Here is a 22,460-nt window from a genome sequence, read left to right on the forward strand (position 1 = left end):
CCCAGCTGCGGCGACGTCGTCCGGTGGGGGAGGGGAACCAGCGGCATGACCATGGTGAAGGACATCGATGTCCGCGGTATGCAGCACTGCGAGACGACGACGTTGGGCGTACTGCTGCGGCATGAGGGACTCGACCTGTCCGAGCCCATGCTGTTCGGGCTCGGCTCCGGGCTGTCCTTCATCTACTGGGACAGCAAGGGCATGGGCTTTCCCTTCCTGGGAGGCCGGGTCAAGCCGTTCGAGCTGACCCGGAACCTGGCCGCCCTACTCGGGCTCGAACTGCTGGTGGGGGAGACCACCTCCCCGCGCAAGGCATGGCACAACGTGGCGGCAGCCCTCGACGCCGGCCGGCCGGTCGGCCTTCAGCTCGACAGCTACCACCTGGACTACTTCGGCACCGAGGTGCACTTCGGCGGACACGTCGTGGCCATGTACGGCTACGACGAACGGAACGCCTACCTGGTGGACACCGCCCCGCAGGGCGGAGCCGTCTCGACCAGCCTCGCCGGCCTGGCCAGGGCCAGGGCCGAGCGCGGCCCCATGACTGCCAAGCACCGCTCCTTCACCCTCACCGCGCCGGGCAGCCTGCCGTCACCGCGGGACCGGATCATCCCCGCGATCAAGAGCTGCGCCGACGCCTTCCTGAACCCGCCCATCGCGAACCTGGGCCACCGGGGCATCGGGAAGACCGCCGAGCAGGTGCCGAAGTGGCTGCAGCGCAGCGACAATCCGCGGGAGGACCTGCCGCGGGCCGCCGTCCTCATGGAACGGGCCGGCACCGGCGGTGCCCTGTTCCGCAACCTCTACCGGGACTTCCTCGCCGAGTGCGCCCAGCTGGTCGACAGCAGCCACCTGCGCACCGGCCACAGCCTCTATGCCGAGGCCGCCACCCTCTGGACACAGGTGGCCGCTCTCGTCGCCGCAGCAGGCGAATCCGGCGACGCGAAGCACCTCGTGCAGGCCGGCTCCGTCCTCCACGAGCTCTCGCGCATCGAACGCGACGCGATGCAGGCCCTCAGCATGCTCTAGGGACCCCCGTGGGCGTCCTTCGTCCCGTCACTGCGGCGCCGCGCCCTGGCAACCCTCCCTCACCTTCATCACCTTGAAAATCACCGGGAATTGGGTGATCCGCTGGTTCGGGCCCGGCTGGGAGCCGCAGATCTTCCACCCGGCCGGATCGTCCACCGCACGGCCTCGTCCGCTCGCGTCCTTGAACGTCATGTCGAGTTCGGAGCTCATCTGCTCGTACGCACGCCCGGCGTTGCCGCCGATGACATCGGGCACGGTGGCGGCGACGGGCGCCGCGTGCGCCGGACGACGCGGCTCGGCGGACGCCGAGCCGGTCGGGGTGTTCGCCGGGCCGTCCGGCACGGACGACGCGCCGCAGGCGGTGACCGAAGCCAGGAGCACGGTGGCGAGGACGGGTCTCAGAAGCTTGCTGACGGTCATGTTCCCCCCGAGCGTGACGGCAGTTCGCCACAGTATTCACGGTGATCCAGGAGAAGGCACGACCTGGCTCAGGTCAGTGCGGACTTCAGCGCCGCGACGGTGTCACCTGAACTGGCGGCGGGGATCTTCCAGCGGAAGGCGGCACCCCTGCCGTCGACATAGACGAGGGTGCCGCCCTTCTCGGCGTCGGTGAGGTCGAAGGCGACGGTGTTCCTGCCGTAGGTGTGGGGCTGGACGGTGGGTCCGCCGTCATGGAAGCCGACGGGGGCGATCCTTGCCGCACCCCTGCTGTTCCCCGCCTTGACGGTGTGCCCGTCGGGCGCCTTCCAGCGGAAGCCTCCCTTGCCGGTCGTTGCCGTCACCGGGGTAGCGGTCCGGTTGGCGGCGCTGAAGGCGACCACGGCATAGAGATCGTGCTCCGGGGTGTCCGCGCCGGCCTTGTGGACGTAGACCACGGTGTCCGGAGTGATCCGCAGGGCCCCTTTCCCGCCGACGCCGACGGTATCGGCGTTCTGCCCCAACCGGAGCGCCGTGCGCGGAGTCGGCCCGGGCTCACCTCGGTCATCGTCCTCGGTGCAGGCGGTGAGAAGGCCGAGACAGCAGACGGTGATGAGTGTGGTCGCTCTGTTGATGTGCCGCATGAGTCCTCTGAGCAGTCGCAGGCGAAACGGCCAAGTTCCCTTCCACCTCAGCATGTCAGCCAGGTCGGCGGGTCCGCTTCCGGGCGGAACTGCGCCGGGTTCGAGCCGTCGCGACCGGCCCGCATGCCACGCGGCATAACGTGACCGCATGGAACAGGACGAACGGCTTCTGCACAGCTCGTCGTTCGGCGCGGCCGCGGCTGCATATGCCGAGCACCGCCCGGACTACGCGCAGGCCGCGGTGCGTTGGGCGCTCGACCCCGCGCCCGGCCCGCGGGTGCTCGACCTCGGCGCCGGAACCGGCAAGCTGACCGCCACGCTCGTCGCGTCGGGCGTGGACGTCATCGCTGTCGAGCCCGACCCGGAGATGCTGGCCGAGCTGCGCCGCGCGCTGCCGGCCGTCCGTGCCCTGGCGGGCAGCGCCGAGGCGATCCCGCTGCCGGACGGGTCCGTCGATGCCGTACTGGCCGGCAACGCCATGCACTGGTTCGACATGGCCGTGGCGGGACCCGAGATCGCCCGGGTCCTCGCACCCGGCGGCGTCCTGGCGGGCCTGTGGAACGTCCTCGACGACCGGGTCGACTGGGTTGCCGGACTTGAGCGGGTCGGCGGGAGCGCGGCCATCGGCCCGCGCGACACCCTCGGCAACTGGCGGGCCGCGACAGCGGACCTGCATCTTCCCGGCAGCGGCGGCGCCCGGTTCGGCTCGCCGGAGCACGACGAGTTCCCGCACGGGCAGCGCCGCACGGCCGACTCCCTCGCCGCGACACTGGCGACGCGCGCGGGGATGCTCGTCATGCCGGAGCAGGAACGGCAGGCGGTGCTCGGCCGGATCCGCGCCTTCCTCACAGGCGGGCCGGAGACCGCCCACGGCGAGTTCACCCTGCCGATGCTGACCGGCGTGCTGCGCGTCCGGCGGCTGTGAAGAGAGACGTCCCCGGTTCCGTTCGGGTGCGGACCCGACGGCCGCGGCGGCGAGCTCCGGGGGCGGTCGCTCCGCGCCGGCTGTCACGCTCGGTTACTATTCCCCCTTCGTGCCGGAGGCCGGACGCAAGGGGCGCACGGCCGTCGAGGAGCTGCTCGGAAGGGAGGGGCGCGGCCTGCCGTTCGAAATTCCCTCGTCCTCCCCAGGGCTGATCGCTACGGTTGCCCGGGTTGTACCCGCAGGGGGTTAATCGTGGATTGCACGGCGAAATAGTCATGGAGCCTGGGAAAATGTTGGCAGAAGTCATTGCGACTCGCTATGTCACGCCCTTGCGTGAGGGCGGGTCGCTGCCGGGGATCGTTGAAGGGGACGATCTCGGCACCTACGTCATGAAGTTCACCGGGGCCGGGCAGGGGCGCAAGACGCTCGTCGCGGAGGTCATCTGCGGGCAGTTGGGGCGTCGCCTCGGACTGCGGGTGCCGGATCTGGTGCGGATGCAGCTCGACCCGGTCATCGGGCTCGGCGAGCCCGACCAGGAGGTCCAGGAGCTGCTGAAGGCCAGCGGCGGGCTGAACCTGGGCATGGACTACCTCCCCGGATCGCTGGGCTTCGATCCGCTCGGGTTCGAGGTGAGCGCCCGTGAGGCGGGCCGCGTGGTGTGGTTCGACGCGCTGATCAACAACGTCGACCGGTCCTGGCGCAACCCCAACCTGCTGGTGTGGCACGGCGAACTGTGGCTGATCGACCACGGCGCCGCGATGATCTGGCACCACAACTGGCCGAGCGCGGAGAAGGCCGCGGTCCGGCCGTACAACGCCTCCGACCACGTGCTCGCCACGTTCGGCCCGGACGTCGCCGCGGCCGCCGAGGAGTTCGCGCCGCGGATCACCGAGGAACTGCTGACCGAGATCGCCGCGGACGTCCCGGACGAGTGGCTCACCGACGAGCCCGGATTCGACTCGCCGGACGTGCTCCGGCAGGCGTACGTCCGCACGCTGCTCGCCCGTGCCCGGACGATCAGCGACCACATCACCATCGGAGAGCCCACCGAGGGCAAGGCGTCGCAGGCGCCGGAATGGCTGGCCGGAAAGTTGCCGCGGAGGGCAGTGAAGTGACCGGTCTGCACAACGGACGCGATGTGTTCGAGTACGCCCTGCTGAAGGTCGTGCCCCGGGTGGAGCGCGGCGAGATGATCAATGCCGGGGTGGTCGTGTACTGCCGTGCCCGGCGCTTCGTGGAGGCCCGCACGTATCTGGACGAGGCCCGTCTGCTGGCCCTCGACCCGTCGGTCGACGTGGCCGGGGTGCGGGCCGCGCTCGGTGCTGTCGAGGGCGTGTGCCTGGGCGGGGAGCTGGCCGGCCAGGCGGCCGGTGACGACGCGGGGCGGCGTTTCCGCTGGTTGATCGCGCCGCGCAGCACCATCGTCCAGCCGGGCCCCGTGCACACCGGCCTGACCGCCGACCCCGCGGCGGAGGCGGAGCGGCTGCTGGAGCTGCTGGTGCGCTGACGCCTGGGGAAGTGGCCTGTCGTGCCGGGCGCCAGGGTCGCCGGACGTCCGTCCGGGGGCCCTGGCGCCGTGTCGTATGGCGCGATTGTGTCGGGTCGGGTGCGGCGTCCCAGGTGAGGTGGGCAACGGCGCGGTGGTGGGGCGTTGACAGCGCCCTGCCGGGCTTCTAGCGTCAGCCCTGCTCAGGCTACTAAGCGGTTGCTCACCCACGGGATCGGTGCGGCGGACCGCTTGTCGAGGTTTCGAGGGTGAGGAGAACCCGCATGTCCACCACCGAGCAGCGCGTCGCCATCGTGACGGGCGCGGCCCGCGGTATCGGCGCGGCCACCGCCGTCCGCCTGGCCGCCGAGGGCCGTGCCGTAGCCGTACTCGACCTCGACGAGGCGGCCTGCAAGGACACCGTCGAGAAGATCACCGCGGCCGGCGGCAAGGCCGTCGCGATCGGCTGCGACGTCTCGGACGCGGAGCAGGTGGAGGCGGCCGTCACCCGGGTCGCCTCCGAGCTCGGCGCCCCGACCGTCCTCGTCAACAACGCCGGTGTGCTCCGCGACAACCTGCTGTTCAAGATGAGCGAGAGCGACTGGGACACGGTCATGAACGTGCACCTGCGCGGCGCGTTCCTGATGTCCCGCGCCTGCCAGAAGCACATGGTGGACGCCAAGTTCGGCCGCATCGTCAACCTCTCCTCCAGCTCGGCGCTCGGCAACCGCGGCCAGGTCAACTACTCGGCCGCCAAGGCCGGTCTGCAGGGCTTCACCAAGACCCTCGCCATCGAGCTCGGCAAGTTCGGCGTCACCGCCAACGCCGTCGCTCCCGGTTTCATCGTCACCGACATGACCGCCGCCACCGCCGAGCGCGTCGGCATGGGCTTCGAGGACTTCCAGGCCGCGGCCGCCACCCAGATCCCGGTGCAGCGCGTCGGCCGCCCCGAGGACATCGCCAACGCGATCGCCTTCTTCACCGGTGACGCGGCCGGCTTCGTGTCCGGCCAGGTCATGTACGTCGCCGGCGGCCCGCTCAACTGACCGCCCCACCGACTCCAGGAGTACAGAACATGACCGAGCAGGACAGCGGGCTCCCCGAGCTCTCCGGCAAGGTGGCGCTGGTCACCGGTGCCAGTCGCGGCATCGGCTACGGCATCGCGCAGGCCCTGGTCGCCCGCGGTGACCGGGTCGTCATCACCGGCCGCAACGAGGACGCCCTCAAGGAGGCCGCCGAGAAGCTGGGCGCCGACCGGGTGCTCGGCGTCGCCGGCAAGGCGCACGACGAGGCCCACCAGGCCGTCGCCGTCGAGCGCGCGATGGAGACGTTCGGGCGGGTCGACTACCTCGTCAACAACGCCGGTACCAACCCGGTGTTCGGGCCGATCGCCGACCTCGACCTCAACGTCGCGCGCAAGGTGTTCGAGACCAACGTCGTCTCCGCGCTCGGCTTCGCGCAGCGCACCTGGCACGCCTGGCAGAAGGAGAACGGCGGCGCGATCGTCAACATCGCCTCGATCGCCGGTCTCAACGCCTCGCCGTTCATCGGCGCGTACGGCATGAGCAAGGCCGCGATGGTGAACCTGACCATGCAGCTCGCGCACGAGTTCGCGCCTCTCGTGCGGGTCAACTCGATCGCCCCCGCGGTGATCAAGACCAAGTTCGCCGCGGCGCTGTACGAGAACCGTGAGGAGGAGGCGGCGGCCGGCTACCCGATGGCGCGGCTCGGCGTCCCGGAGGACATCGGCGGGGCCACGGCCTTCCTGCTGTCCGACGCCTCCGGCTGGATCACCGGTCAGACGCTCGTCGTGGACGGCGGCCTGTTCCTCAACGCGGGGGTCTGAGCCCCGGGGCGGAGCGCGCGGAAGGTGCCGGTCCCGGTGGGGCCGGCACCTTCCGCGTTCGGCGCGGTACGCCGCACCCGCTCGGCTGTGCGACGCTGAAGGGGCCGGGTCCGTGGGGAGACCGGCCCGTGGTCGGCGTTGTCAGTGGTCGCCGGTAGGTTCGGGGACGAGAACGCAACGCACACCGGAGGTTGTTGACGTGGTGACCGACATGCTGCCCGCATCCTGGCGCGGGGTACTCGGCGAGGAGTTGGACAAGCCCTACTTCAAGGAGCTGCTCGACTTCGTCGAGGAGGAGCGGGCCAACGGCCCGGTCTACCCGCCCCGCGATCAGGTCTTCGCGGCGCTGGAGGCGACGCCCTACGACCAGGTGAAGGTGCTCATCCTCGGCCAGGACCCGTATCACGGCGCGGGACAGGGCCACGGCCTGTGCTTCTCGGTGCAGCCCGGCGTCCGGACGCCGCCGTCGCTGCGGAACATCTACAAGGAGATGCAGGCGGAGCTCGGCCATCCGATCCCGGACAACGGCTATCTGATGCCCTGGGCCCAGCAGGGTGTGCTGCTGCTGAACGCCGTCCTGACCGTGCGCGAGGCCGAGGCCAATTCGCACAAGGGCAAGGGGTGGGAGAAGGTCACCGACGCGGTGATCCGCGCCGTGGCCTCCCGGCCCGACCCGGCGGTCTTCGTGCTGTGGGGGAACTACGCCAAGAAGAAGCTGCCGCTGATCGACGAGGAGCGGCACGCCGTGGTGCAGGGCGCGCACCCCTCCCCGCTGTCGGCGAAGAAGTTCTTCGGCTCCCGCCCGTTCACCCAGATCAACGACGCGATCGCCGCGCAGGGGCACACCCCGATCGACTGGCGCATCCCGGACCTGGGCTGATCCGGGGCGTGCCGGGCGGCAGCGGGCCGTGGGCCGATCGCCCGGCGCGCCGCGCACACCGCGCGAAGCTTTCCCCGGGCGGTTAGCGTCGGGGGAACGGCAGTGACGTGGTGAGCGGATACGGAGTGCACGGTGGTGGACAAGCTGCGGAAGGCCACGTCCGAGGACGGCGTGCTGACCCGGATCGGCCAGGCGATCATGCTGCATCGCGCGGGCGACCGCGAAGAGGCCCGCAATCGCCTCACGGCGCTGTGGCACGAGATCGGGCCGCAGGGAGACGCCTTCCACCGCTGTGCCCTCGCCCACTACATGGCGGACACCCAGGACGACCCCAGGGACGAGCTCGACTGGGACCTGCGGGCCCTGGAGGCAGCCGAGGGCTTCGTCACCGAGCGCCCCGACGGCGCGGCCCCCGGCGCGGCGAGCGTCGCCGACGGCCCCGGTCCGCGGCACCCCCTCGTCGCCCTCCGCGCCTTCTTCCCCTCGCTGCACCTCAACATCGCCGCCGACTACGCCGCCCTCGACCGGCCGGCCGACGCGCACGCCCAGCTGCGGCGGGCCCGCGCGTCGGTCAACGCGCTCGCGGACGGCCAGTACCGCCAGGGGCTCAGGGACGCGATCGACCGGCTGCAGCTGCGGATCGACGGCGCGGCGGGCCGGACTGCGTAGCCCGGCGCGGACGGCCCCCGGGAGCGCCCGCGGTCAGGCGAGGCCGTGGCCTTCGCCGGCGGCCAGTACGAAGGGGTGTCCCGCGGGATCCGAGTAGCGCCGGATGTCATGGCGCCCGCCGTTGTCCCGGGTCTCCAGGGGACGGGCGCCGAGGTCGATCGCCTCCCGCTCCGCCTCGTCCATGTCGTCCTGCGGGACGAGGAAGTGCAGATGGGCCTGTTGTGAGGTGTCCGGGCGCGGCCAGCTCGGCGGCGCGGCGCCGCGGTCCCGTCGGATGGCGAGGCGTACGCCCGAGGGCTCGACGACTTCGATGTAGTCGGGATTGCTGCCGACCCGCGCCTCCCCGCCGAGGAAGCGGGCGTAGAACTCGGCCAGTTCCTGCGGTTCGGCGGCGTCCAGCACCAGCACACTCGCCTTGGCGACGGCCATCCGGGACCTCTCCCCTCCAGGGCGGGCCACGCACCCGCCGTTACCCCCCGGCTACCCCGGAACCGTCCCGCGACGCCCCGGCGCCCGGGAGCATCCCGGCCAGCAGCTCGGCGCAGGAGGTACGCAGCGCCGCGCGGGTGGGGACGGCCGCGTGGAACTGGCCCGCCGTGCAGGAGAAGAGCACCCCGTCGCACCAGGCGACCACGGAGAGCGCGTGCCGCTCCGGCGCCGCGGAGCCGGCCGCCGCCAGCATCGCCACCACCGGCTCCCGGAAGCCCCGGCCCGCCCGGTCGTAGATCTCCCGCAACGCGGGCCTGCGGGTGGCCTCCAGGGCCAGCTCGTAGCGGGCGAGGAGCAGCTCGCGGTGACGGGTGAGGTAGCGGTGCAGGGCGAGCGAGAGCGCCTCGGCGAGGGCCGGCACCGTCGCGCTGCCGGCCGTGGCCCCGGCGGCGGCTCCCGCCCCGGTTCCTGCCCCGGCTCCCGCCTCCGCCGGCCGGCCGCGCGGCGGCCGCGGGAGCTCGTCCGGTGTCAGCACCGCCGCCTCCCGCTCGGCCAGCCGCCCCACCGCCGCCTCCAGCAGGGCGGCGCGGGTGCGCGCCAGGTTCGAGGTGGAGCCCTGCGGCAGTCCGGCCGCCTCGTCGACGGCCCGGTGGGTCAGTCCGCGCATGCCGCGCTCGGCGAGCAGGCGCAGCGCGGTGTCGGCGATCAACTGCGGGCGGGAGGCGGCAGACGGGGCGTGGCCGTCGCGGGCGTTCATGGGGGTGAGCCTACCGGGCTGACTACAGGTGTAGTCTCCTTGCCGTGCGACTACACCTGTAGTGGCGCAGGGTGGAACGGGAACCGGGAGGCGTCATGCGGCAGCGCACCGCGATCGTGATCGGCGGCGGGATCGGCGGGCTCACCGCCGCCCTGGCACTGGACCGCCGCGGCTGGTCGGTCACCGTGCTCGAACGCACCGCCGCGCCCGCCGCCTCCGGAGTCCGGGCGGGGACCGCGCGCCCGGTACGGAGCGGCGCGGGCATCGCCCTCGCCCCCAACGCCCAGCGCGCCCTGGACACCCTCGGCCTCGGCGATGCCGTCCGCGCGATGGCCGCCTGGCAGGGCGCGGGCGAGCTCCGGCTGCCCGGCGGCCGCCGGCTCGCCCGTACGGACAACGCCGCGGCGGTCCGGCGGTTCGGCGGGCCGGTCGTGGTCGCCCACCGCGCGGAGCTGCTCGCTCTGCTCGCCGGGCGGTTGCCCGACGGCGCGCTGCGCACCGGGGCCACGGCGGAACTGGTCGATCCGGGCGACCCGGGACCCGGGGGCCGCCCCGCCCGCGTCCGGATCACCGCAGCCCCGGACGGCGCCACCGGCACCGGCGCGACCGCCGCCACCGACGGCCCGGACGAGGAGCTGACCGCCGACCTCGTCGTCGGCGCCGACGGCATCCACTCCGCGGTCCGGCGCGCGGTCTTCCCCGGCCACCCCGAACCCCGCTACGCGGGCTTCACCGCCTGGCGGTTCGTCGTCCCGGCCCCCGACCGCCCCTGCACCGCGCACGAGACCTGGGGCCCCGGCGGCCTGTGGGGCACCGTGCCGCTGCCCGACGGCCGGATCTACGCGTACGCCACCGCCGCCGTACCGCCGGGCGGCCGGGCCGCCGACGACGAACGGGCCGAACTCCTGCGCCGCTTCGGCACCTGGCACCACCCCGTTCCGGACCTGATCGCCGCCGCCGACCCGGCCGCCGTGCTCCGCAACGACGTACGCACCGCCGCCGCCCCGCCACCCGCCTTCCACCGGGGCCGGGTCGCCCTGCTCGGCGACGCCGTGCACCCCATGACGCCCAACCTCGGCCAGGGCGGCTGCCAGGCCATGGAGGACGCCGTCGTGCTGGCGCAGCAGGCCGCACCGGACGCCGATCTCGCCGCCGCGCTCGCGGAGTTCACCCGGCAGCGGCTGCCCCGCACCATGGACGTGGTCCGCCGGGCCGAGCGGATCGGCCGGCTCACCACCTGGCGCTCCCGGCCCGCCTGCGCGCTGCGCGCCGCCCTGATGGCCGCCACCGCCCGGCTGACCCCGGACCTCGCGCTGCGTGCCCTCGACGGGATCGCCGACTGGCGGCCGGAGGGCCCCACGTATGCTGCCGGGACGCGGGGCACCAGGACCGCGGCGCAACCCAAGGAGCATGAGTGAAGGTCGGCTGCATCGGACTCGGCGACATCGCCCGGAAGGCGTACCTCCCCGTACTGGGCACGCAACCGGGCCTGGAACTCCACCTGCACACCCGCACCGCGGCCACCCTCGAACGGGTCGGCGCGGCCCACCACCTGAGCGGGCGGCAGCTCCACACCGACCTGGACTCGCTGCTCGCCACGGGCCTGGACGCGGCCTTCGTGCACGCGGCGACCGCGGCGCACCCCGGGATCGTCAGCCGGCTGATCGAGGCCGGCGTACCGACCTACGTCGACAAGCCGCTCTCCTACGACCTGGCCGAGTCCCGGCGGATCGTCGGGCTCGCCGAGGAGCGGGGCGTGGGCCTCACCGTCGGCTTCAACCGCCGCTACGCGCCCGCCTATGCCCAGTGCCGTGAGCACGCCCGCGAGCTGATCCTGATGCAGAAGAACCGCGTCGGACTGCCCGAGGACCCGCGCACCCTGGTGCTCGACGACTTCATCCACGTCGTCGACACCCTGCGGTTCCTCGTGCCCGGCGAGGTCGACCACATCGACGTCCGGGCCAGGATCCGTGACGGGCTGATGCAGCACGTGGTGCTGCAGCTCTCCGGCGACGGCTTCACCGCCATCGGCACCATGAACCGCCTCAGCGGCTCGGCGGAGGAACTCCTCGACGTCTCCGGGCAGGACACCAAACGCCAGGTCGTCAACCTCGCCGAGGTCATCGACCACAAGGGGCAGCCGACCGTCCGGCGCCGCGGCGACTGGGTGCCGGTGGCCCGGCAGCGCGGCATCGAGCAGATTGTCCTGGCGTTCCTGGACGACGTACGGGCCGGCCGGCAGCCGTCCGCGCAGGACGCGCTGCGCAGCCACGAACTGTGCGAACGGGTCATCACCGACGCCCTCGCGCAGGCCGCCCGCTGACCGCGCGCAGGCCCGCACCGACCCCCCAGAGCAGCAGCGCGCCGATCGCCCCGTACACCGCCCAGTCGCCGAACCGGGCGTACGGGCTGGTGCCCGCGGCCAGCGGCAGGTCGTAGACGGCCGCCGCGCTGCGGTCGGTGCCGAGCTGCGGGCCGATCCGCTCGCCCCGGGGGCCGTAGACCGCGCTCACGCCGGTGAGCGTGGCGTGCACCATCGGCCGCCAGGTCTCCGCGGCGCGCAGCGCCCCCAGGGAGGCGTGCTGCTGCGGTGCCCAGCTGTCCTGGAACGTCGAGGTCGAGGACTGGGCGACCAGCACCTGCGCGCCGTCGCGCGCCAGGTGGCGGCTCATGTCGGGGAAGGCGGTCTCGAAGCACACCAGCGGCCCGATCCGCAGCCCGCCGGCCGAGGCCACCCGCATCACCACCTGGTGGCTGCCGCGTACCCGGTCGGTGGCGGCCGCCTTGCCGACCTTCGTCGCCCAGCCCAGGACGGACCGCAGGGGTATGTACTCGCCGAACGGCACCAGCCGCATCTTGGCGTAGCGGTCGCCGGTCAGGCCGTCCGGCCCGACCAGTTCCGCGCTCTTGTAGATGCCGGGGCCGTTGGCGCGCGGCGCGTCGGCGTTGATCAGCAGCTCGGCACCGGTCCGCCGGGAGAGCGCGGTGAGCCGGGCGGCGAGGTCCGGGCGGTCCACCGGATCATGGCTCAGGCTGCTCTCGCCCCAGACGATCAGGCGCACGCCGCGGCCCGCCAGCGTCCGGGTGAGGGCCTCGCCGCGGGCCAGCCGCTCGCCGGGCGTGGCGGTGAGGCCCGGCTGGACCACCGCGATCCGGACCGTTCCCGCGGGGCGGGGGACCGGCGCGCGGTACCACGCCGCGGTGCCGCCCAGGGCGCACACCAGCAGGCCCGCGACGGCCGGCAGCCGTGCCGCGGGCAGTGCGATCAGCTCGGCCAGCGCGGTGTTCACCGCCACGATCAGCAGGCTGATCAGCCACACCCCGCCGATCGACGCCAGCCGCAGCGCGGGCGGCACCTGCCACTGGCTGGCGCCCAGCAGGCCCCAGGGCCCACCCAAGTACTGCCAGGAGCGGACCAGTTCGACCATCAGCCAGCCCGACGGGACGAGCACCAGCGCGGCGGCACACCTCCCGGCGCCGGGCACACCTCCGAGGAGGGCCCGCACCAGCAGTCCCCAGGGCGCCCACAGCGCGCCGAGCAGCAGCGCGAGCACCAGGATGAAGACGTGCAGGCTCGGCAGCAGCCAGTGGTGCACGGACAGCATGAACCCGGTGCCGCCCAGCCAGCCGTCCAGCGCCGCCCGCCGGGCGGTGGGTGCCGATCGCACCAGCAGCAGCCAGGGCACCAGGGCGAAGTAGGCCAGCCACCACCAGGCCGGCGCGGGAAAGGTGAGGGCCGGCACCGCGCCGGCGAGCGCCGCCGCCGCGCCCCGGCCCCACGGGGAGCCGAGCCACCGCGCCGCAAGGGCGGGCGATTGGTCCATACGGTCTCCCTGGTCTGCCGGGTGCCGCCGGTCGGACGGCCAGTGTGCGCGGACCGGCCGATCAAGGAAAGGGGGCGTGGTCGGAACGGGTCGGTGCGCCATGGGCTCACTCGCCCGGGGGGAGCACCTCACGCCACTTCTCGTGCACGACGACCCCGGTCAGCCGCCAGCCGTCCGCGGTGCGCAGGGCGGTGAAGTCGTAGCGGCCGGCGCAGGTGTAGTTGGGCGCGGTCGGGCCGCCCTCGGTGTCGGGGCCGGACCCGGCGAGCCGCATCGGGTTGAGGTAGTCGGCCCGGACGGTGGCCGTGTCGCCCGGGCCGCCGTCCTGCCCGGAGAGGGTGACGCGGCGGTTGACTATCAGGTGCTGCCGTATGGCGAAGTGCTGCAGCATCTCGGCGAGCCAGGCCGCAACCTCGTCCGTACTGCCCTCGATGCCGCCCGCGGAGCGGTAGTCCACCCGGCCGTCCGGGGTGAACAGGGCCCGGTAGCCCTCCCAGTCGCCGTCGTCCACGGCGACGGCGTAGCCCGTGATCAGGTCGTCGAGGGCGAGGCGGTCCATGACACCGGAGTGTTCCGCGCGCTGCGTCATCTCTTCAGTTTTCGGTATGCGGAAGGCCCCCGCCAAGGGGCGGGGGCCTTCCGGTGCGGACTTTCAGTTCACCAGGGCCGGCTCCGGGCCGGGGTCCGTGCCGCCGGCGCCGGCCGCGGCGTCCCGTACGGCGGCCTCCGCGCGGGCCGCCGAGTCCGCGAACTGCGTCCGGTAGAGCTCCGCGTAACGCCCGTCGGCGGCCAGCAGGGTCTCGTGCGTCCCCCGCTCGACGATCCGTCCGCCCTCGACGACCAGGATGAGGTCCGCGGTCCGCACGGTCGACAGCCGGTGTGCGATGACCAGTGCCGTACGGCCCTCCAGCGCCTCGGCGAGGGCTTCCTGCACCGCCGCCTCGGAGGTGTTGTCCAGGTGGGCGGTGGCCTCGTCCAGGATCACCACGCGCGGGTGGGCCAGCAGCAGCCGGGCGATGGTCAGCCGCTGCCGTTCGCCGCCCGAGAGGCGGTAGCCGCGCTCGCCGACGACGGTGTCCAGGCCGTCGGGGAGGCCGGCGACCAGGTCTTCCAGACGCGCCCGGCCGAGCGCGTCCCACAGCTCCCGCTCGGTCGCCTCCGGCCTGGCGAGCAGCAGGTTCTCGCGGATCGAGTCGTGGAAGAGATGGCCGTCCTGGGTGACCATCCCGAGGGTGGCGCGCAGCGAGGCGGCGGTCAGGTCCCGGACGTCCACGCCGGACAGCCGGACGGCCCCCGCGTCGGTGTCGTACAGCCGGGGCAGCAGCTGCGCGACGGTCGACTTGCCGGCGCCGGAGGAGCCGACCAGGGCGACCATCTGGCCGGGTTCGGCGCGGAAGGAGAGGCCGTGCAGGACCTCTTCGCCGCCCCGGGTGTCGAGGGTGGCGACCTCCTCCAGGGAGGCCAGCGAGACCTTGTCGGCGGACGGGTAGCCGAAGCGTACGGAGTCGAACTCCACCGACACCGGTCCCTCCGGGACCTCGCGGGCGTCCGGCTTCTCCTCGATGAGCGGCTTGAGGTCGAGCACCTCGAAGACCCGCTCGAAGCTGACCAGCGCGCTCATCACCTCGATGTGCGCGCCGGACAGCGCGGTCAGCGGGGCGTAGAGCCGGGTGAGCAGCAGGGCGAGCGAGACGATGGCGCCGGCCTCCAGCTGTCCGCGCAGGGCGAGGAACCCGCCCAGGCCGTAGACCACGGCCAGCGCCAGCGCGGAGACCAGGGTGAGTGCGGTGACGAAGTACGTCTGGACCATGGCTGAGCGGACCCCGATGTCCCGCACCCGGCGGGCCCGGGCGGCGAACTCCGCGGACTCGCGGGCCGGCCGGCCCATCAGCTTGACGAGGGTGGCACCCGGCGCGGAGAAGCGCTCGGTCATCTGGGTGCCCATCGCCGCGTTGTGATCGGCGCCCTCCCGGCGCAGGTCGGCCAACCGCCGGCCGACCCGGCGGGCGGGCAGCACGAACACCGGCAGCAGGACCAGCGCGATCAGCGTGATCTGCCAGGACAGGCTGAGCATCACACCGAGGGTGAGCAGCAGCGTCACGATGTTGCTGACGACGCCGGACAGGGTGTCGCTGAACGCCCGCTGGGCGCCGATCACATCGTTGTTGAGACGGCTGACCAGCGCGCCGGTGCGGGTCCGGGTGAAGAACGCGACGGGCATCCGCTGCACGTGGTCGTAGACGGTGGTGCGCAGGTCCAGGATCAGCCCCTCGCCGATGCTCGCCGACAGCCAGCGGGTCAGCAGCCCCAGGCCCGCCTCGGCGAGCGCGATGCCGGCGATCAGCCCGGAGAGTCCGACGACGACCGCCGCCGAGCCGCCGCCCACGATCGCGTCCACCACCCGGCCGGCGAGCAGCGGGGTGGCCACCGCGAGCATCGCGGTCACCGTGCTGAGCACCAGGAACCACACCAGGTACCGGCGGTGCGGCCGGGCGAAGTCCAGGATGCGGCGCAGCGTCCGCCGCGAGAACCGCCGTCGTCCCCGCTGTGCGTTCATCGAGCTGTGCAGCGAATGCCAGGCGGTGACTTCCATGTCCATGCTGGGCCTCCTGTGTGCCGGGTCGTCACGGGATCGCCGTGTGCGACCGGCGACATGCAAGGAACCTAAGACCTCAAGCAATGTTGAGGTCAAGTGATTCCGCTGCTCTCACCCAACGGGGTGCACCGGCGCGCTACGGTGCGGCGGTGCCGCAGAATCGACCCCGCGCCGACACGGGGCCTCCGGACGCGGACACCGGCGTCCTCGGCCTGATCAAGCACCTGACCGCGGCGGAACATTACTGGTTCGGCTGGGCCTACGAGGGTGCGGAGATCGCCCCCGACCTGGGCACGGACCTCACCGACGAGGACGACCCGCAGGAGCTGCTCGCCGCCGACTGTCACGCGGTCGCCCCGGTCCAACGAGAGCGTCGAGCGGTGTGCCGGCCTCGGCCCGTGGTGCGCCCGGCCGGCCGGCGGGACCGAGGCCGTCCGGTCGATGCGCGGGGTGCTGGTGCACACGATCGAGGAGACCGCCCGGCACGCGGGCCACGCCGACATCCTCCCCGTGAGCAGGCCGACGGCCGCGTCGGCAGGTGAGCACGCGCCACGCAGGGCGACGCCCCGCAGGCCACGCCCTACGGCGTCCCCTCGTCGAGGGGGCGTTCCCAGCGGAACGGGCCGTCGGCCGAGTCCGTGCGGCGGACCGTCAGCCGGACGGCGGGGCGGCCGTCGAGGACGGCGGTGACGTCCACGACGACCTCGGCGCGACCGGGGCGGTCCGCCGCCAGTTCCTCGCGCAGCGCCGTCAGCAGCTCGCGGCCGGTGGCGTCGTCGACGCGCGCGTCGACCGGGCCGGCGAACCGCACGGCCGGCCGGGTGCCGAGCACCGCGGCCGCCGCGCCGGCCTCCCGCAGCACCCGGGTGCGCAGCCCCGGCGGCACCTGCGACGGCCCCTGCTGCAGCGCGATGATCGCCGTCCTGATGTCCTGGATCGTCGCGTCCAGCTCGTCGACCGCCCGGCCCAGGCCCTCCCGCACCTCCGGCAGCACGGCCTTGCGCCGGGCGCTCTCCAGCAGCATGCCGGTGGCGAACAGCCGCTGGATGACCAGGTCGTGCAGATCGCGGGCTATCCGGTCGCGGTCCTCGTAGACGGCGAGCCGCTCCCGGTCGCGGTGCCGGTCGGCGAGGACGAGCGCCAGCGCGGCCTGGGCGGCGAACTGCGTGCCCAGAGTGCGTTCCGAGGGGCTGAAGCGGCGGCCGCCGGACGTCCGGCACAGCGCCAGCGCGCCCAGCACCCGCCCGTTGCTGCGCAACGGCAGCAGCATCGTCGGGCCGTAGTGGCGGGACAGCGGGGAGATCGAGCGGGGGTCGGCGGCGAAGTCGTCGGCGAAGACCGGGAGTCCGGCGTGGATCTGGTGCACGACAGGGCTCTCCGGCGGGATCCTGCCGCGGTAGGTCTCGGCGCGTACCGCCTCGGTCAGCTCGGTGGAGATCGCGACGACCTCCATCCCGCCCTCGGGGTGCGGCAGCAGGACCGCACCGGTGGCCGCCTCGGCGAGCTCGCGGCCCTTCTCCGCGACGACCGTCAGGGCGTCCTCGGTGGTCGAGCGGGTCTCGGGGCCGGCCAGCAGCGCCGTGGTGACGGAGGCGGCGCCGTCGATCCACCGGGTGCGCTGCCGGGCGGCGGCGTGCATACGGGCATTGCCCATGGCGATGCCGGCCTCGGTGGCCAGCACCCGCACCAGGTGCAGATCCTCCTCGGTGAAGGGCCCGTCGACCGGTGCGCCGTCCGCTCCGGGCCCCCGCTTCCCCGCCAGGGCGAGACTGCCGAAGACCTCGCCGTGGAAGGTGATCGGCACGTCCAGCGCAGTCGCCGGGGACGGCCGGTCCTCGTGGTCCGGGGCCGTGCCGTGGGTGATCAGGCCGGGGCCGTCCCCGTACGCGCTGCGGATGCCGACGGCGGCGTGGCAGGCACCGGTGAGCGAGGCCGCGGTCTCGGCGATGCGGGCCAGCGCGCGGCGCAGATCGTGGTCGGTGCCGACCGCCGCCATCGCCTCCAGGAGCTCCGGGAGCCGGGAGACCGGACCGCCGGCCAGCTCGCGGAGGTTCCGCGCGGTGCGCTCGGCCAGATCGGCCGCGGCGTCGGGCGGCGGCTCGGCTGCCGGGTCGGGCGACTTCAGGACACACCTCACTCTTCCGGGCGGTCCGGCCAGTCTAAAACGGACCAAACGGGTTCATACGGCGGGTCCCGTATCCGCTCCGCCGGTCCGTCTTCCCAGGTGCGGCACGGCGCGCCGTGGTGCGTCCTCCGTCAGTGCGGTGCGCGGGCCGCGAGGAGGGGGCCCAGCACCCGGGTGCCGGGGCCGGTGCGTCCGCCGGGGCCGGGCAGCTGGGTGGTGTTGTCCGGGGTGAGCGGTCCGCCGCAGTGCGCGCAGGCGGCGACCATCGTGGTGTCCCGGGCGCAGTCCAGGTGGTGGATGCGGGCCGGCGGGCCGGCCTCGCCCGCGTACCAGCGGTCGCCCCAGCTCATCAGCGCCAGCAGCACGGGATAGAGCTCCGCGCCCTTCTCCGTGGCCGCGTAGCGCTCACGCGGCGGCCGCTCCTGATAGCGCTCACGGACCAGGACGCCCTCCTCGACCAGTCGCGCCAGTCGCACGGTGAGGACCTTGCGGGAGATGCCGAGGTCCTCGGCGAGCTCGTCGAAGCGGTCGATCCCGGTCAGCACGTCCCGCATGATCAGCGCCGTCCAGGCGTCACCGAACAGATCCGTGGCGCGGGCGATGGAGCAGGCCACGCCGGAGAGCGGGGTACGGGTCATGTGCCCACCGTAGCGGAGTTCCCCGAGGGAACCCATGGTGCTACGTTCGGGAGGGTTCCTTCAGGGAACTCACTTGCGGCGGTCTCCCGACGCCTACCGACACGACACCTCAGGGGGTACCCGATGACCGTGAGGAACGGCGCTCCGCGGATCGAACCGGACTCCGCCGACCCGGACGCGGTCGACGGTCGGCAGATCCGCGCCGCCGCCTTCCAGCGCGTCCGGCTGGAGTACACGTCCGGAGTGCTGGAGCGCCTCGGACGGGCACCGTCCGGCCGTGCCCTGGTCGTGGGCAGCGGCCGCGGACTGCTGCCGCACGGACTGGCCCGGCTCGGCTTCACGGTCACCGCCGTCGATCCGTCCGGGCCCGCGACCGCGCTCGCCCGGGAGGCCGCCGCGCGGGCCGGTCTCGCCGTCGAACACCGCACCGGGTCCGCGGAACGGCTCGACGTCCCCGAGGCCGCGTACGAGCTCGTCTACCTGGCGGACACCCTGGAGATCACCGCGGACCCCGACCGGGTCATGGAGCGGGCGGCGCGCGCCCTGGTGCCCGAGGGGGTCCTCGTCTACGACACCGTGAACCGCACGGTCGTCTCCCGGCTTGTCTACCTCGTGGCGTTCCAGCGGCTGCCGCTGACCCGGATAATGCCGGCCGGCCGCTATGCCGCCCGCCGGCTCCGCACGCCGGCCGAGGTCGCCGCCCTCCTGGCACGCCACGGCCTGACCGGCGCCGGGATCTGTGACTTCCACCCCCGTGACCTGCGCAGTCTGGTTGCCGGGACCCTGGCCCGGCGCCGCGGCCGGATCGGCGACGACGCGCTGGCGGAAGCGGTCGGCTGTGAACTCGCGCCGGGAAGCGCGCCCTTGGTGACCTATCTCGGTCATGCGCGCAAGGGGCGACTTTGAGACAACCTCTGCCGGAGGCGTACGCCGGGACTTGAGGGGCGCGGTCGACGGGTAAGCCGTAGACAACTACGGGAGCAGCTGCAGAAACGTAGTGGCACACACGTGACGCAACCGCACCACCGATGACCCGGAAACGGGCCGAGCCGCCCGGATCGCGCCGGGCGCCCCCCACACCTCCGTACGTCTCCGCCGGCACGCGTGGCGAGCCCCGCGCCCGGCACCGAAAGTGGGTCGGGCCGATGGAAGAAGGTCAGTACTACCCAAGACTTGACGGTCCCCGCCGCGCCGCGGGCGGCACGACCGTGCTCGAACTCCGCGGTGACCTGGACATCCTCGCCGTCTCGGTGCTCTCCGACCGGCTGGACGAGTTCACCGGCGCCCAGGGCGCCGACCTCGTCATCGATCTGCGCGCGGTGACCTTCATCGACTGCGCGGGGCTCTCGCTGCTCAGCCGCGCCCGCCACCGTACGCGGCAGCGGGGCGGCCGGCTGCGGCTGACCGGCGTCGTGGCCGGCGGAAGCGTCGCGCGGCTGCTGCGGATGACCGGGCTGCGCGGCGACTTCGAGACGGTGCCGGAGGAGGCCGGGTCCGAGGACGCCCTCGCCGCGGACGGCGCGGACCGGGACGGCCTCCCGGCCGGGGCCGACGACATCGCCGTGGCCTGACCGCCGGCGCGGCACCGCGGTGGCGGTCAGGCCGGCAGTGCCGCCTCGATGGCGGTGACCAGTTCCTCGGCCTCCGGCTCCGTGCGCGGCCGGAAGCGGCCGGCGACCCGGCCGTCGGCGTCGATCAGGAACTTCTCGAAGTTCCACTGGACGTCACCGGCCGCCCCGTCGGCGTCCTCGGTACCGGTCAGCTCCGCGTACAGCGGATGCCGGTCCGCGCCGTTGACGTCGGTCTTCTCGAACAGCGGGAAGCTGACGCCGTACGTCGCCGAGCAGAAGGTGGCGATCTCCTCGGCGGTGCCCGGCTCCTGGCCGGCGAACTGGTTGCTGGGGAAGCCCAGTACGTGGAAACCCCGGTCCCCGTAGCGCTGCTGGAGCCGCTCCAGGCCGGAGTACTGCGGGGTCAGCCCGCATTTGGACGCCACATTCACCACCAGCAGGGCCTTGCCCCGGTAGTCGGCGAGCGAGGCGGGCTCACCGGTCAGGGTGCGCAGCGGGATGTCGTACAGGCTCACGATGGGGCTCCTCGTCAGGTTTCCGTGGACAGTGGCGTCCGTCATCGGTGCCAACAGCCGAGCCCGCCCTGATCTTCCCCGCCTCGTCGACCGGCCAGGACACGGCCGGACGCAGCGTCCCCGCGCGCCACTCCTTGAGCAGCTGGTCGAAGATCGGCGTCTCCTCCTCGCGCCGGCGCCGGGGAACGGGCGGCGGCAGCGGTGGGGGCCGGTGGGGGAGGGAGATGCGCTGAAAAGGGTGTGAGCCGGGCTTCTTGGCGTCCATGCCCGGACTCAACCGGAAATCGGTCCCCGGGTTGCGGGACGCGGCCGGGACCGCCCGCAGATGCCCCTGCGGTGGTGACGGGCAGAAGATACGTTCCCTGCGCGAAGGGGCCGGCGGAAGTCCCGCCGGCCCCTTCAGCCTCAGCAGCCCCCGCTGCCTCAGTGTCCGGTCAGCTCCGGCACAGCAGCGCCTCGAAGACCTCCCGCAGCGCCGCCTCCGGATCGGCGACCCGGCCCTCGGCGCGCCAGGCGACGAAGCCGTCGGGACGCACCAGCACCGCGCCCTCGGAGGTCGTGCCGTGCTTCTCGGCCCAGTCCGTGCCGTCCTCCGGGGCCAGGTCGTCGTCCGGCTCGGTGCCGATCAGGTAGCAGTCCAGCCGCACGTCGAAACGCTGGACGGCGCCCTTGGCGGCGGTGCGCCACATGTCGCCGTCGGAGCCGGCCAGCAGCACGAAGGACTTCTCGTAGAGGTCGAGGGTCGAGCGGCGCTGCCCGTCCGCCCGCAGCCACATGTGCGGGGCACGGGTGCCCGGCTCGCCGGTCAGCCGCAACTGGTCGGGAACCACCGGCAGTTCGGGGTCGGCGCCGAGGACCGCGCCCCGCGGGTAGCAGTAGCCGAGGGCCACGGTGAGCACGCCGCGCTGCCGGCCGCCGGCCGCGCCGGGCGCCGGGGAGTAGCCGGGGTGGCTGTGCTCGGCGGAGCGGGCCGAGGCACGGGCGCTGGTCTCGCGCGCCACCGGCAGCCGCTCCGCCTCGTAGGTCTCCAGCAGCGCGGGGTCCGCCGCGCCGTCCAGTACGGCCGCCAGCTTCCACGCCAGGTTGTGGGCGTCCTGGATGCCGGTGTTGGAGCCGAACGCGCCGGTGGGGGACATCTCGTGGGCGGAGTCGCCGGCGAGGAAGACCCGGCCGTGCGCATAGCGCTCGGCGACCCGCTCGGCGGCGTGCCAGGGCGCCTTGCCGGTGATCTCGACGGCCAGGTCGGGCGCGCCGGTCGCCCGGCGGATGTGGTCGATGCACCGCTCGTCGGTGAAGTCCTCCAGGGTCTCGCCCCGGTCGGGGTGCCAGGGGGCGTGGAAGACCCAGTCCTTCTGGTTGTCGACGGGCAGCAGCGCGCCGTCCGCCTCCGGGTTGGTCAAGTAGCAGGCGATGAACCGGCGGTCGCCCACGATGTCCGCGAGGCCCGGCGCCCGGAACGTGATGCTGACGTTGTGGAAGAGGTCACCGGGCCCGTTCCGGCCGATGCCCAGCCGCTCGCGGACCGGGCTGCGCGGGCCGTCCGCCGCGATCAGGTAGTCCGCGCGCACGGTGGACTCCTCGCCGGTCTCCCGGCTCCGCAGCCGTGCGGTCACGCCCTGCGCGTCCTGCTCGAAGGAGACCAGCTCGGTGGAGAACCGCAGGTCACCACCGAGTTCGCGGGCACAGCGCACCAGCACCGGCTCCAGGTCGTTCTGGCTGCACAGACACCAGCCGGAGGGGCTGATCCGGGTCAGCCCGCCGCCCGGGTCGATCTCCTTGAAGAGCCACTCCTGCTCGTCGCCGGTGAGCGAACGGGCCTGCAGGATCCCGTGGTTGTCGGCGAGGGTCGAGGCCGCCTCGCGGATCGGCGCCTCGGCGCCGGCGACCCGGAACAGTTCCATCGTGCGGACGTTGTTCCCCCGCCCGCGGGGATGGTGCGAGGTGTTCGCGTGCTTCTCGACCAGCAGATGCCGTACGCCCAGCCGTCCCAGGAACAGCGACGCGGACAGGCCCACCAGGGACCCGCCCACGACGAGTACCGGGACGCGGTCTTCGACGGTGGGATTCATGGCGTGCTCCAGCTCCATGGCGCATTGGGGGCAGATGGAG

Annotated in this window: 25 protein-coding genes; 14 read left to right on the top strand and 11 right to left on the bottom strand. The window is 73.4% G+C overall.

The features are described from left to right. The first annotated feature begins 45 nt into the window (after nt 1–45). A complete protein-coding gene (locus tag SL103_RS14050) occupies nt 46–1,029 on the top strand; it encodes a BtrH N-terminal domain-containing protein (protein ID WP_069569182.1) in 984 nt (327 codons plus the stop codon). 27 nt (nt 1,030–1,056) lie between these two features. Here the strand turns inward: SL103_RS14050 and SL103_RS14055 are convergent, their stop codons facing one another. Both SL103_RS14055 and SL103_RS14060 read right to left on the bottom strand, forming a co-directional pair. Beyond that, entirely contained in the window at nt 1,057–1,449 is a 393-nt protein-coding gene (locus SL103_RS14055) for a hypothetical protein (RefSeq protein WP_069569183.1), read from the bottom strand. Between the two features lie 68 nt (nt 1,450–1,517). Then, nucleotides 1,518–2,090 carry a hypothetical protein gene (locus SL103_RS14060; RefSeq protein WP_069569184.1) on the bottom strand — a complete coding sequence of 191 codons (573 nt, stop codon included), beginning with the start codon at nt 2,088–2,090 and terminating at the stop codon, nt 1,518–1,520. Between the two features lie 148 nt (nt 2,091–2,238). Here SL103_RS14060 and SL103_RS14065 point away from each other — a divergent pair, with 148 nt between their 5' ends. From SL103_RS14065 to SL103_RS14095, 7 genes are all read left to right on the top strand, one after another. Beyond that, nucleotides 2,239–3,015: a class I SAM-dependent methyltransferase gene (locus SL103_RS14065; protein WP_069569185.1), complete on the top strand. Its 777-nt coding sequence runs from the start codon at nt 2,239–2,241 to the stop codon at nt 3,013–3,015. A gap of 290 nt (nt 3,016–3,305) precedes the next feature. Then, the gene (locus SL103_RS14070; RefSeq protein ID WP_069569186.1) at nt 3,306–4,130 is read left to right on the top strand and encodes a HipA family kinase; all 825 of its coding nucleotides are present in this window, start codon (nt 3,306–3,308) and stop codon (nt 4,128–4,130) included. Further along, the gene (locus tag SL103_RS14075; protein WP_069573700.1) at nt 4,091–4,522 is read left to right on the top strand and encodes a DUF3037 domain-containing protein; all 432 of its coding nucleotides are present in this window, start codon (nt 4,091–4,093) and stop codon (nt 4,520–4,522) included. Before SL103_RS14070 ends, SL103_RS14075 begins: the two co-directional genes overlap by 40 nt. Before the next feature lie 263 nt (nt 4,523–4,785). Then, nucleotides 4,786–5,547, top strand: a complete 762-nt coding sequence (gene fabG / locus SL103_RS14080) for a 3-oxoacyl-ACP reductase FabG (RefSeq protein ID WP_033268562.1) — start codon at nt 4,786–4,788, stop codon at nt 5,545–5,547. Between the two features lie 29 nt (nt 5,548–5,576). Then, a complete protein-coding gene (locus SL103_RS14085) occupies nt 5,577–6,347 on the top strand; it encodes an SDR family oxidoreductase (RefSeq protein ID WP_069569187.1) in 771 nt (256 codons plus the stop codon). A 211-nt stretch (nt 6,348–6,558) separates the two neighbouring features. Continuing rightward, nucleotides 6,559–7,227 carry a uracil-DNA glycosylase gene (locus SL103_RS14090; RefSeq protein WP_069573702.1) on the top strand — a complete coding sequence of 223 codons (669 nt, stop codon included), beginning with the start codon at nt 6,559–6,561 and terminating at the stop codon, nt 7,225–7,227. Nucleotides 7,228–7,362: 135 nt separating this feature from the next. Then, a complete protein-coding gene (locus SL103_RS14095; protein ID WP_069569188.1) occupies nt 7,363–7,896 on the top strand; it encodes a hypothetical protein in 534 nt (177 codons plus the stop codon). A gap of 33 nt (nt 7,897–7,929) precedes the next feature. On the opposite strand, the gene SL103_RS14100 is transcribed toward SL103_RS14095, so the two are convergent. Further along, complete coding sequence (locus tag SL103_RS14100; RefSeq protein WP_069569189.1) at nt 7,930–8,325, bottom strand: VOC family protein; 396 nt, start codon at nt 8,323–8,325, stop codon at nt 7,930–7,932. 40 nt (nt 8,326–8,365) lie between these two features. Then, nucleotides 8,366–9,082: a TetR/AcrR family transcriptional regulator gene (locus tag SL103_RS14105; RefSeq protein ID WP_069569190.1), complete on the bottom strand. Its 717-nt coding sequence runs from the start codon at nt 9,080–9,082 to the stop codon at nt 8,366–8,368. 95 nt (nt 9,083–9,177) lie between these two features. Here SL103_RS14105 and SL103_RS14110 point away from each other — a divergent pair, with 95 nt between their 5' ends. Next, entirely contained in the window at nt 9,178–10,500 is a 1,323-nt protein-coding gene (locus tag SL103_RS14110; protein WP_069569191.1) for an FAD-dependent oxidoreductase, read from the top strand. Then, nucleotides 10,497–11,405 (top strand): Gfo/Idh/MocA family protein, encoded by a 909-nt coding sequence (locus SL103_RS14115; protein ID WP_069569192.1) that lies wholly within the window; start codon nt 10,497–10,499, stop codon nt 11,403–11,405. The genes SL103_RS14110 and SL103_RS14115 overlap by 4 nt, the downstream gene beginning before the upstream one ends. Here SL103_RS14115 and lnt read toward each other — a convergent pair. From lnt to SL103_RS14130, 3 genes are all read right to left on the bottom strand, one after another. Continuing rightward, nucleotides 11,374–12,906, bottom strand: coding sequence for an apolipoprotein N-acyltransferase (gene lnt / locus SL103_RS14120; protein ID WP_069569193.1), 1,533 nt, complete (start codon nt 12,904–12,906; stop codon nt 11,374–11,376). The genes SL103_RS14115 and lnt overlap by 32 nt on opposite strands. A gap of 106 nt (nt 12,907–13,012) precedes the next feature. After that, nucleotides 13,013–13,495, bottom strand: a complete 483-nt coding sequence (locus tag SL103_RS14125; RefSeq protein WP_069569194.1) for a nuclear transport factor 2 family protein — start codon at nt 13,493–13,495, stop codon at nt 13,013–13,015. 63 nt (nt 13,496–13,558) lie between these two features. Then, a complete protein-coding gene (locus tag SL103_RS14130; protein ID WP_069569195.1) occupies nt 13,559–15,505 on the bottom strand; it encodes an ABC transporter ATP-binding protein in 1,947 nt (648 codons plus the stop codon). A 146-nt stretch (nt 15,506–15,651) separates the two neighbouring features. Here SL103_RS14130 and SL103_RS38660 point away from each other — a divergent pair, with 146 nt between their 5' ends. Together SL103_RS38660 and SL103_RS38665 are read left to right on the top strand one after the other, a co-directional pair. Further along, entirely contained in the window at nt 15,652–16,044 is a 393-nt protein-coding gene (locus SL103_RS38660; RefSeq protein ID WP_244304268.1) for a DUF664 domain-containing protein, read from the top strand. After that, nucleotides 15,944–16,192, top strand: a complete 249-nt coding sequence (locus tag SL103_RS38665; RefSeq protein WP_244303909.1) for a DUF664 domain-containing protein — start codon at nt 15,944–15,946, stop codon at nt 16,190–16,192. The genes SL103_RS38660 and SL103_RS38665 overlap by 101 nt, the downstream gene beginning before the upstream one ends. Here the strand turns inward: SL103_RS38665 and SL103_RS14140 are convergent. Continuing rightward, a complete protein-coding gene (locus tag SL103_RS14140) occupies nt 16,083–17,498 on the bottom strand; it encodes a GAF domain-containing protein (RefSeq protein ID WP_079146232.1) in 1,416 nt (471 codons plus the stop codon). The genes SL103_RS38665 and SL103_RS14140 overlap by 110 nt on opposite strands. A 260-nt stretch (nt 17,499–17,758) precedes the next feature. After that, nucleotides 17,759–18,265: a winged helix-turn-helix transcriptional regulator gene (locus tag SL103_RS14145; RefSeq protein ID WP_069573704.1), complete on the bottom strand. Its 507-nt coding sequence runs from the start codon at nt 18,263–18,265 to the stop codon at nt 17,759–17,761. A gap of 123 nt (nt 18,266–18,388) precedes the next feature. On the opposite strand from SL103_RS14145, the gene SL103_RS14150 reads away from it, so the two are divergent. Continuing rightward, complete coding sequence (locus SL103_RS14150; protein ID WP_069569198.1) at nt 18,389–19,171, top strand: class I SAM-dependent methyltransferase; 783 nt, start codon at nt 18,389–18,391, stop codon at nt 19,169–19,171. Between the two features lie 239 nt (nt 19,172–19,410). Continuing rightward, nucleotides 19,411–19,836, top strand: a complete 426-nt coding sequence (locus SL103_RS14155; RefSeq protein ID WP_069569199.1) for an STAS domain-containing protein — start codon at nt 19,411–19,413, stop codon at nt 19,834–19,836. A gap of 26 nt (nt 19,837–19,862) precedes the next feature. Here the strand turns inward: SL103_RS14155 and SL103_RS14160 are convergent, their stop codons facing one another. After that, nucleotides 19,863–20,351, bottom strand: a complete 489-nt coding sequence (locus tag SL103_RS14160) for a glutathione peroxidase (protein ID WP_069569200.1) — start codon at nt 20,349–20,351, stop codon at nt 19,863–19,865. A gap of 434 nt (nt 20,352–20,785) precedes the next feature. Further along, entirely contained in the window at nt 20,786–22,420 is a 1,635-nt protein-coding gene (locus tag SL103_RS14165) for an FAD-dependent oxidoreductase (RefSeq protein ID WP_069569201.1), read from the bottom strand. Nucleotides 22,421–22,460 lie beyond the last annotated feature (40 nt).

The organism is Streptomyces lydicus, assembly GCF_001729485.1.
Lineage (GTDB): Bacteria > Actinomycetota > Actinomycetes > Streptomycetales > Streptomycetaceae > Streptomyces > Streptomyces lydicus_D.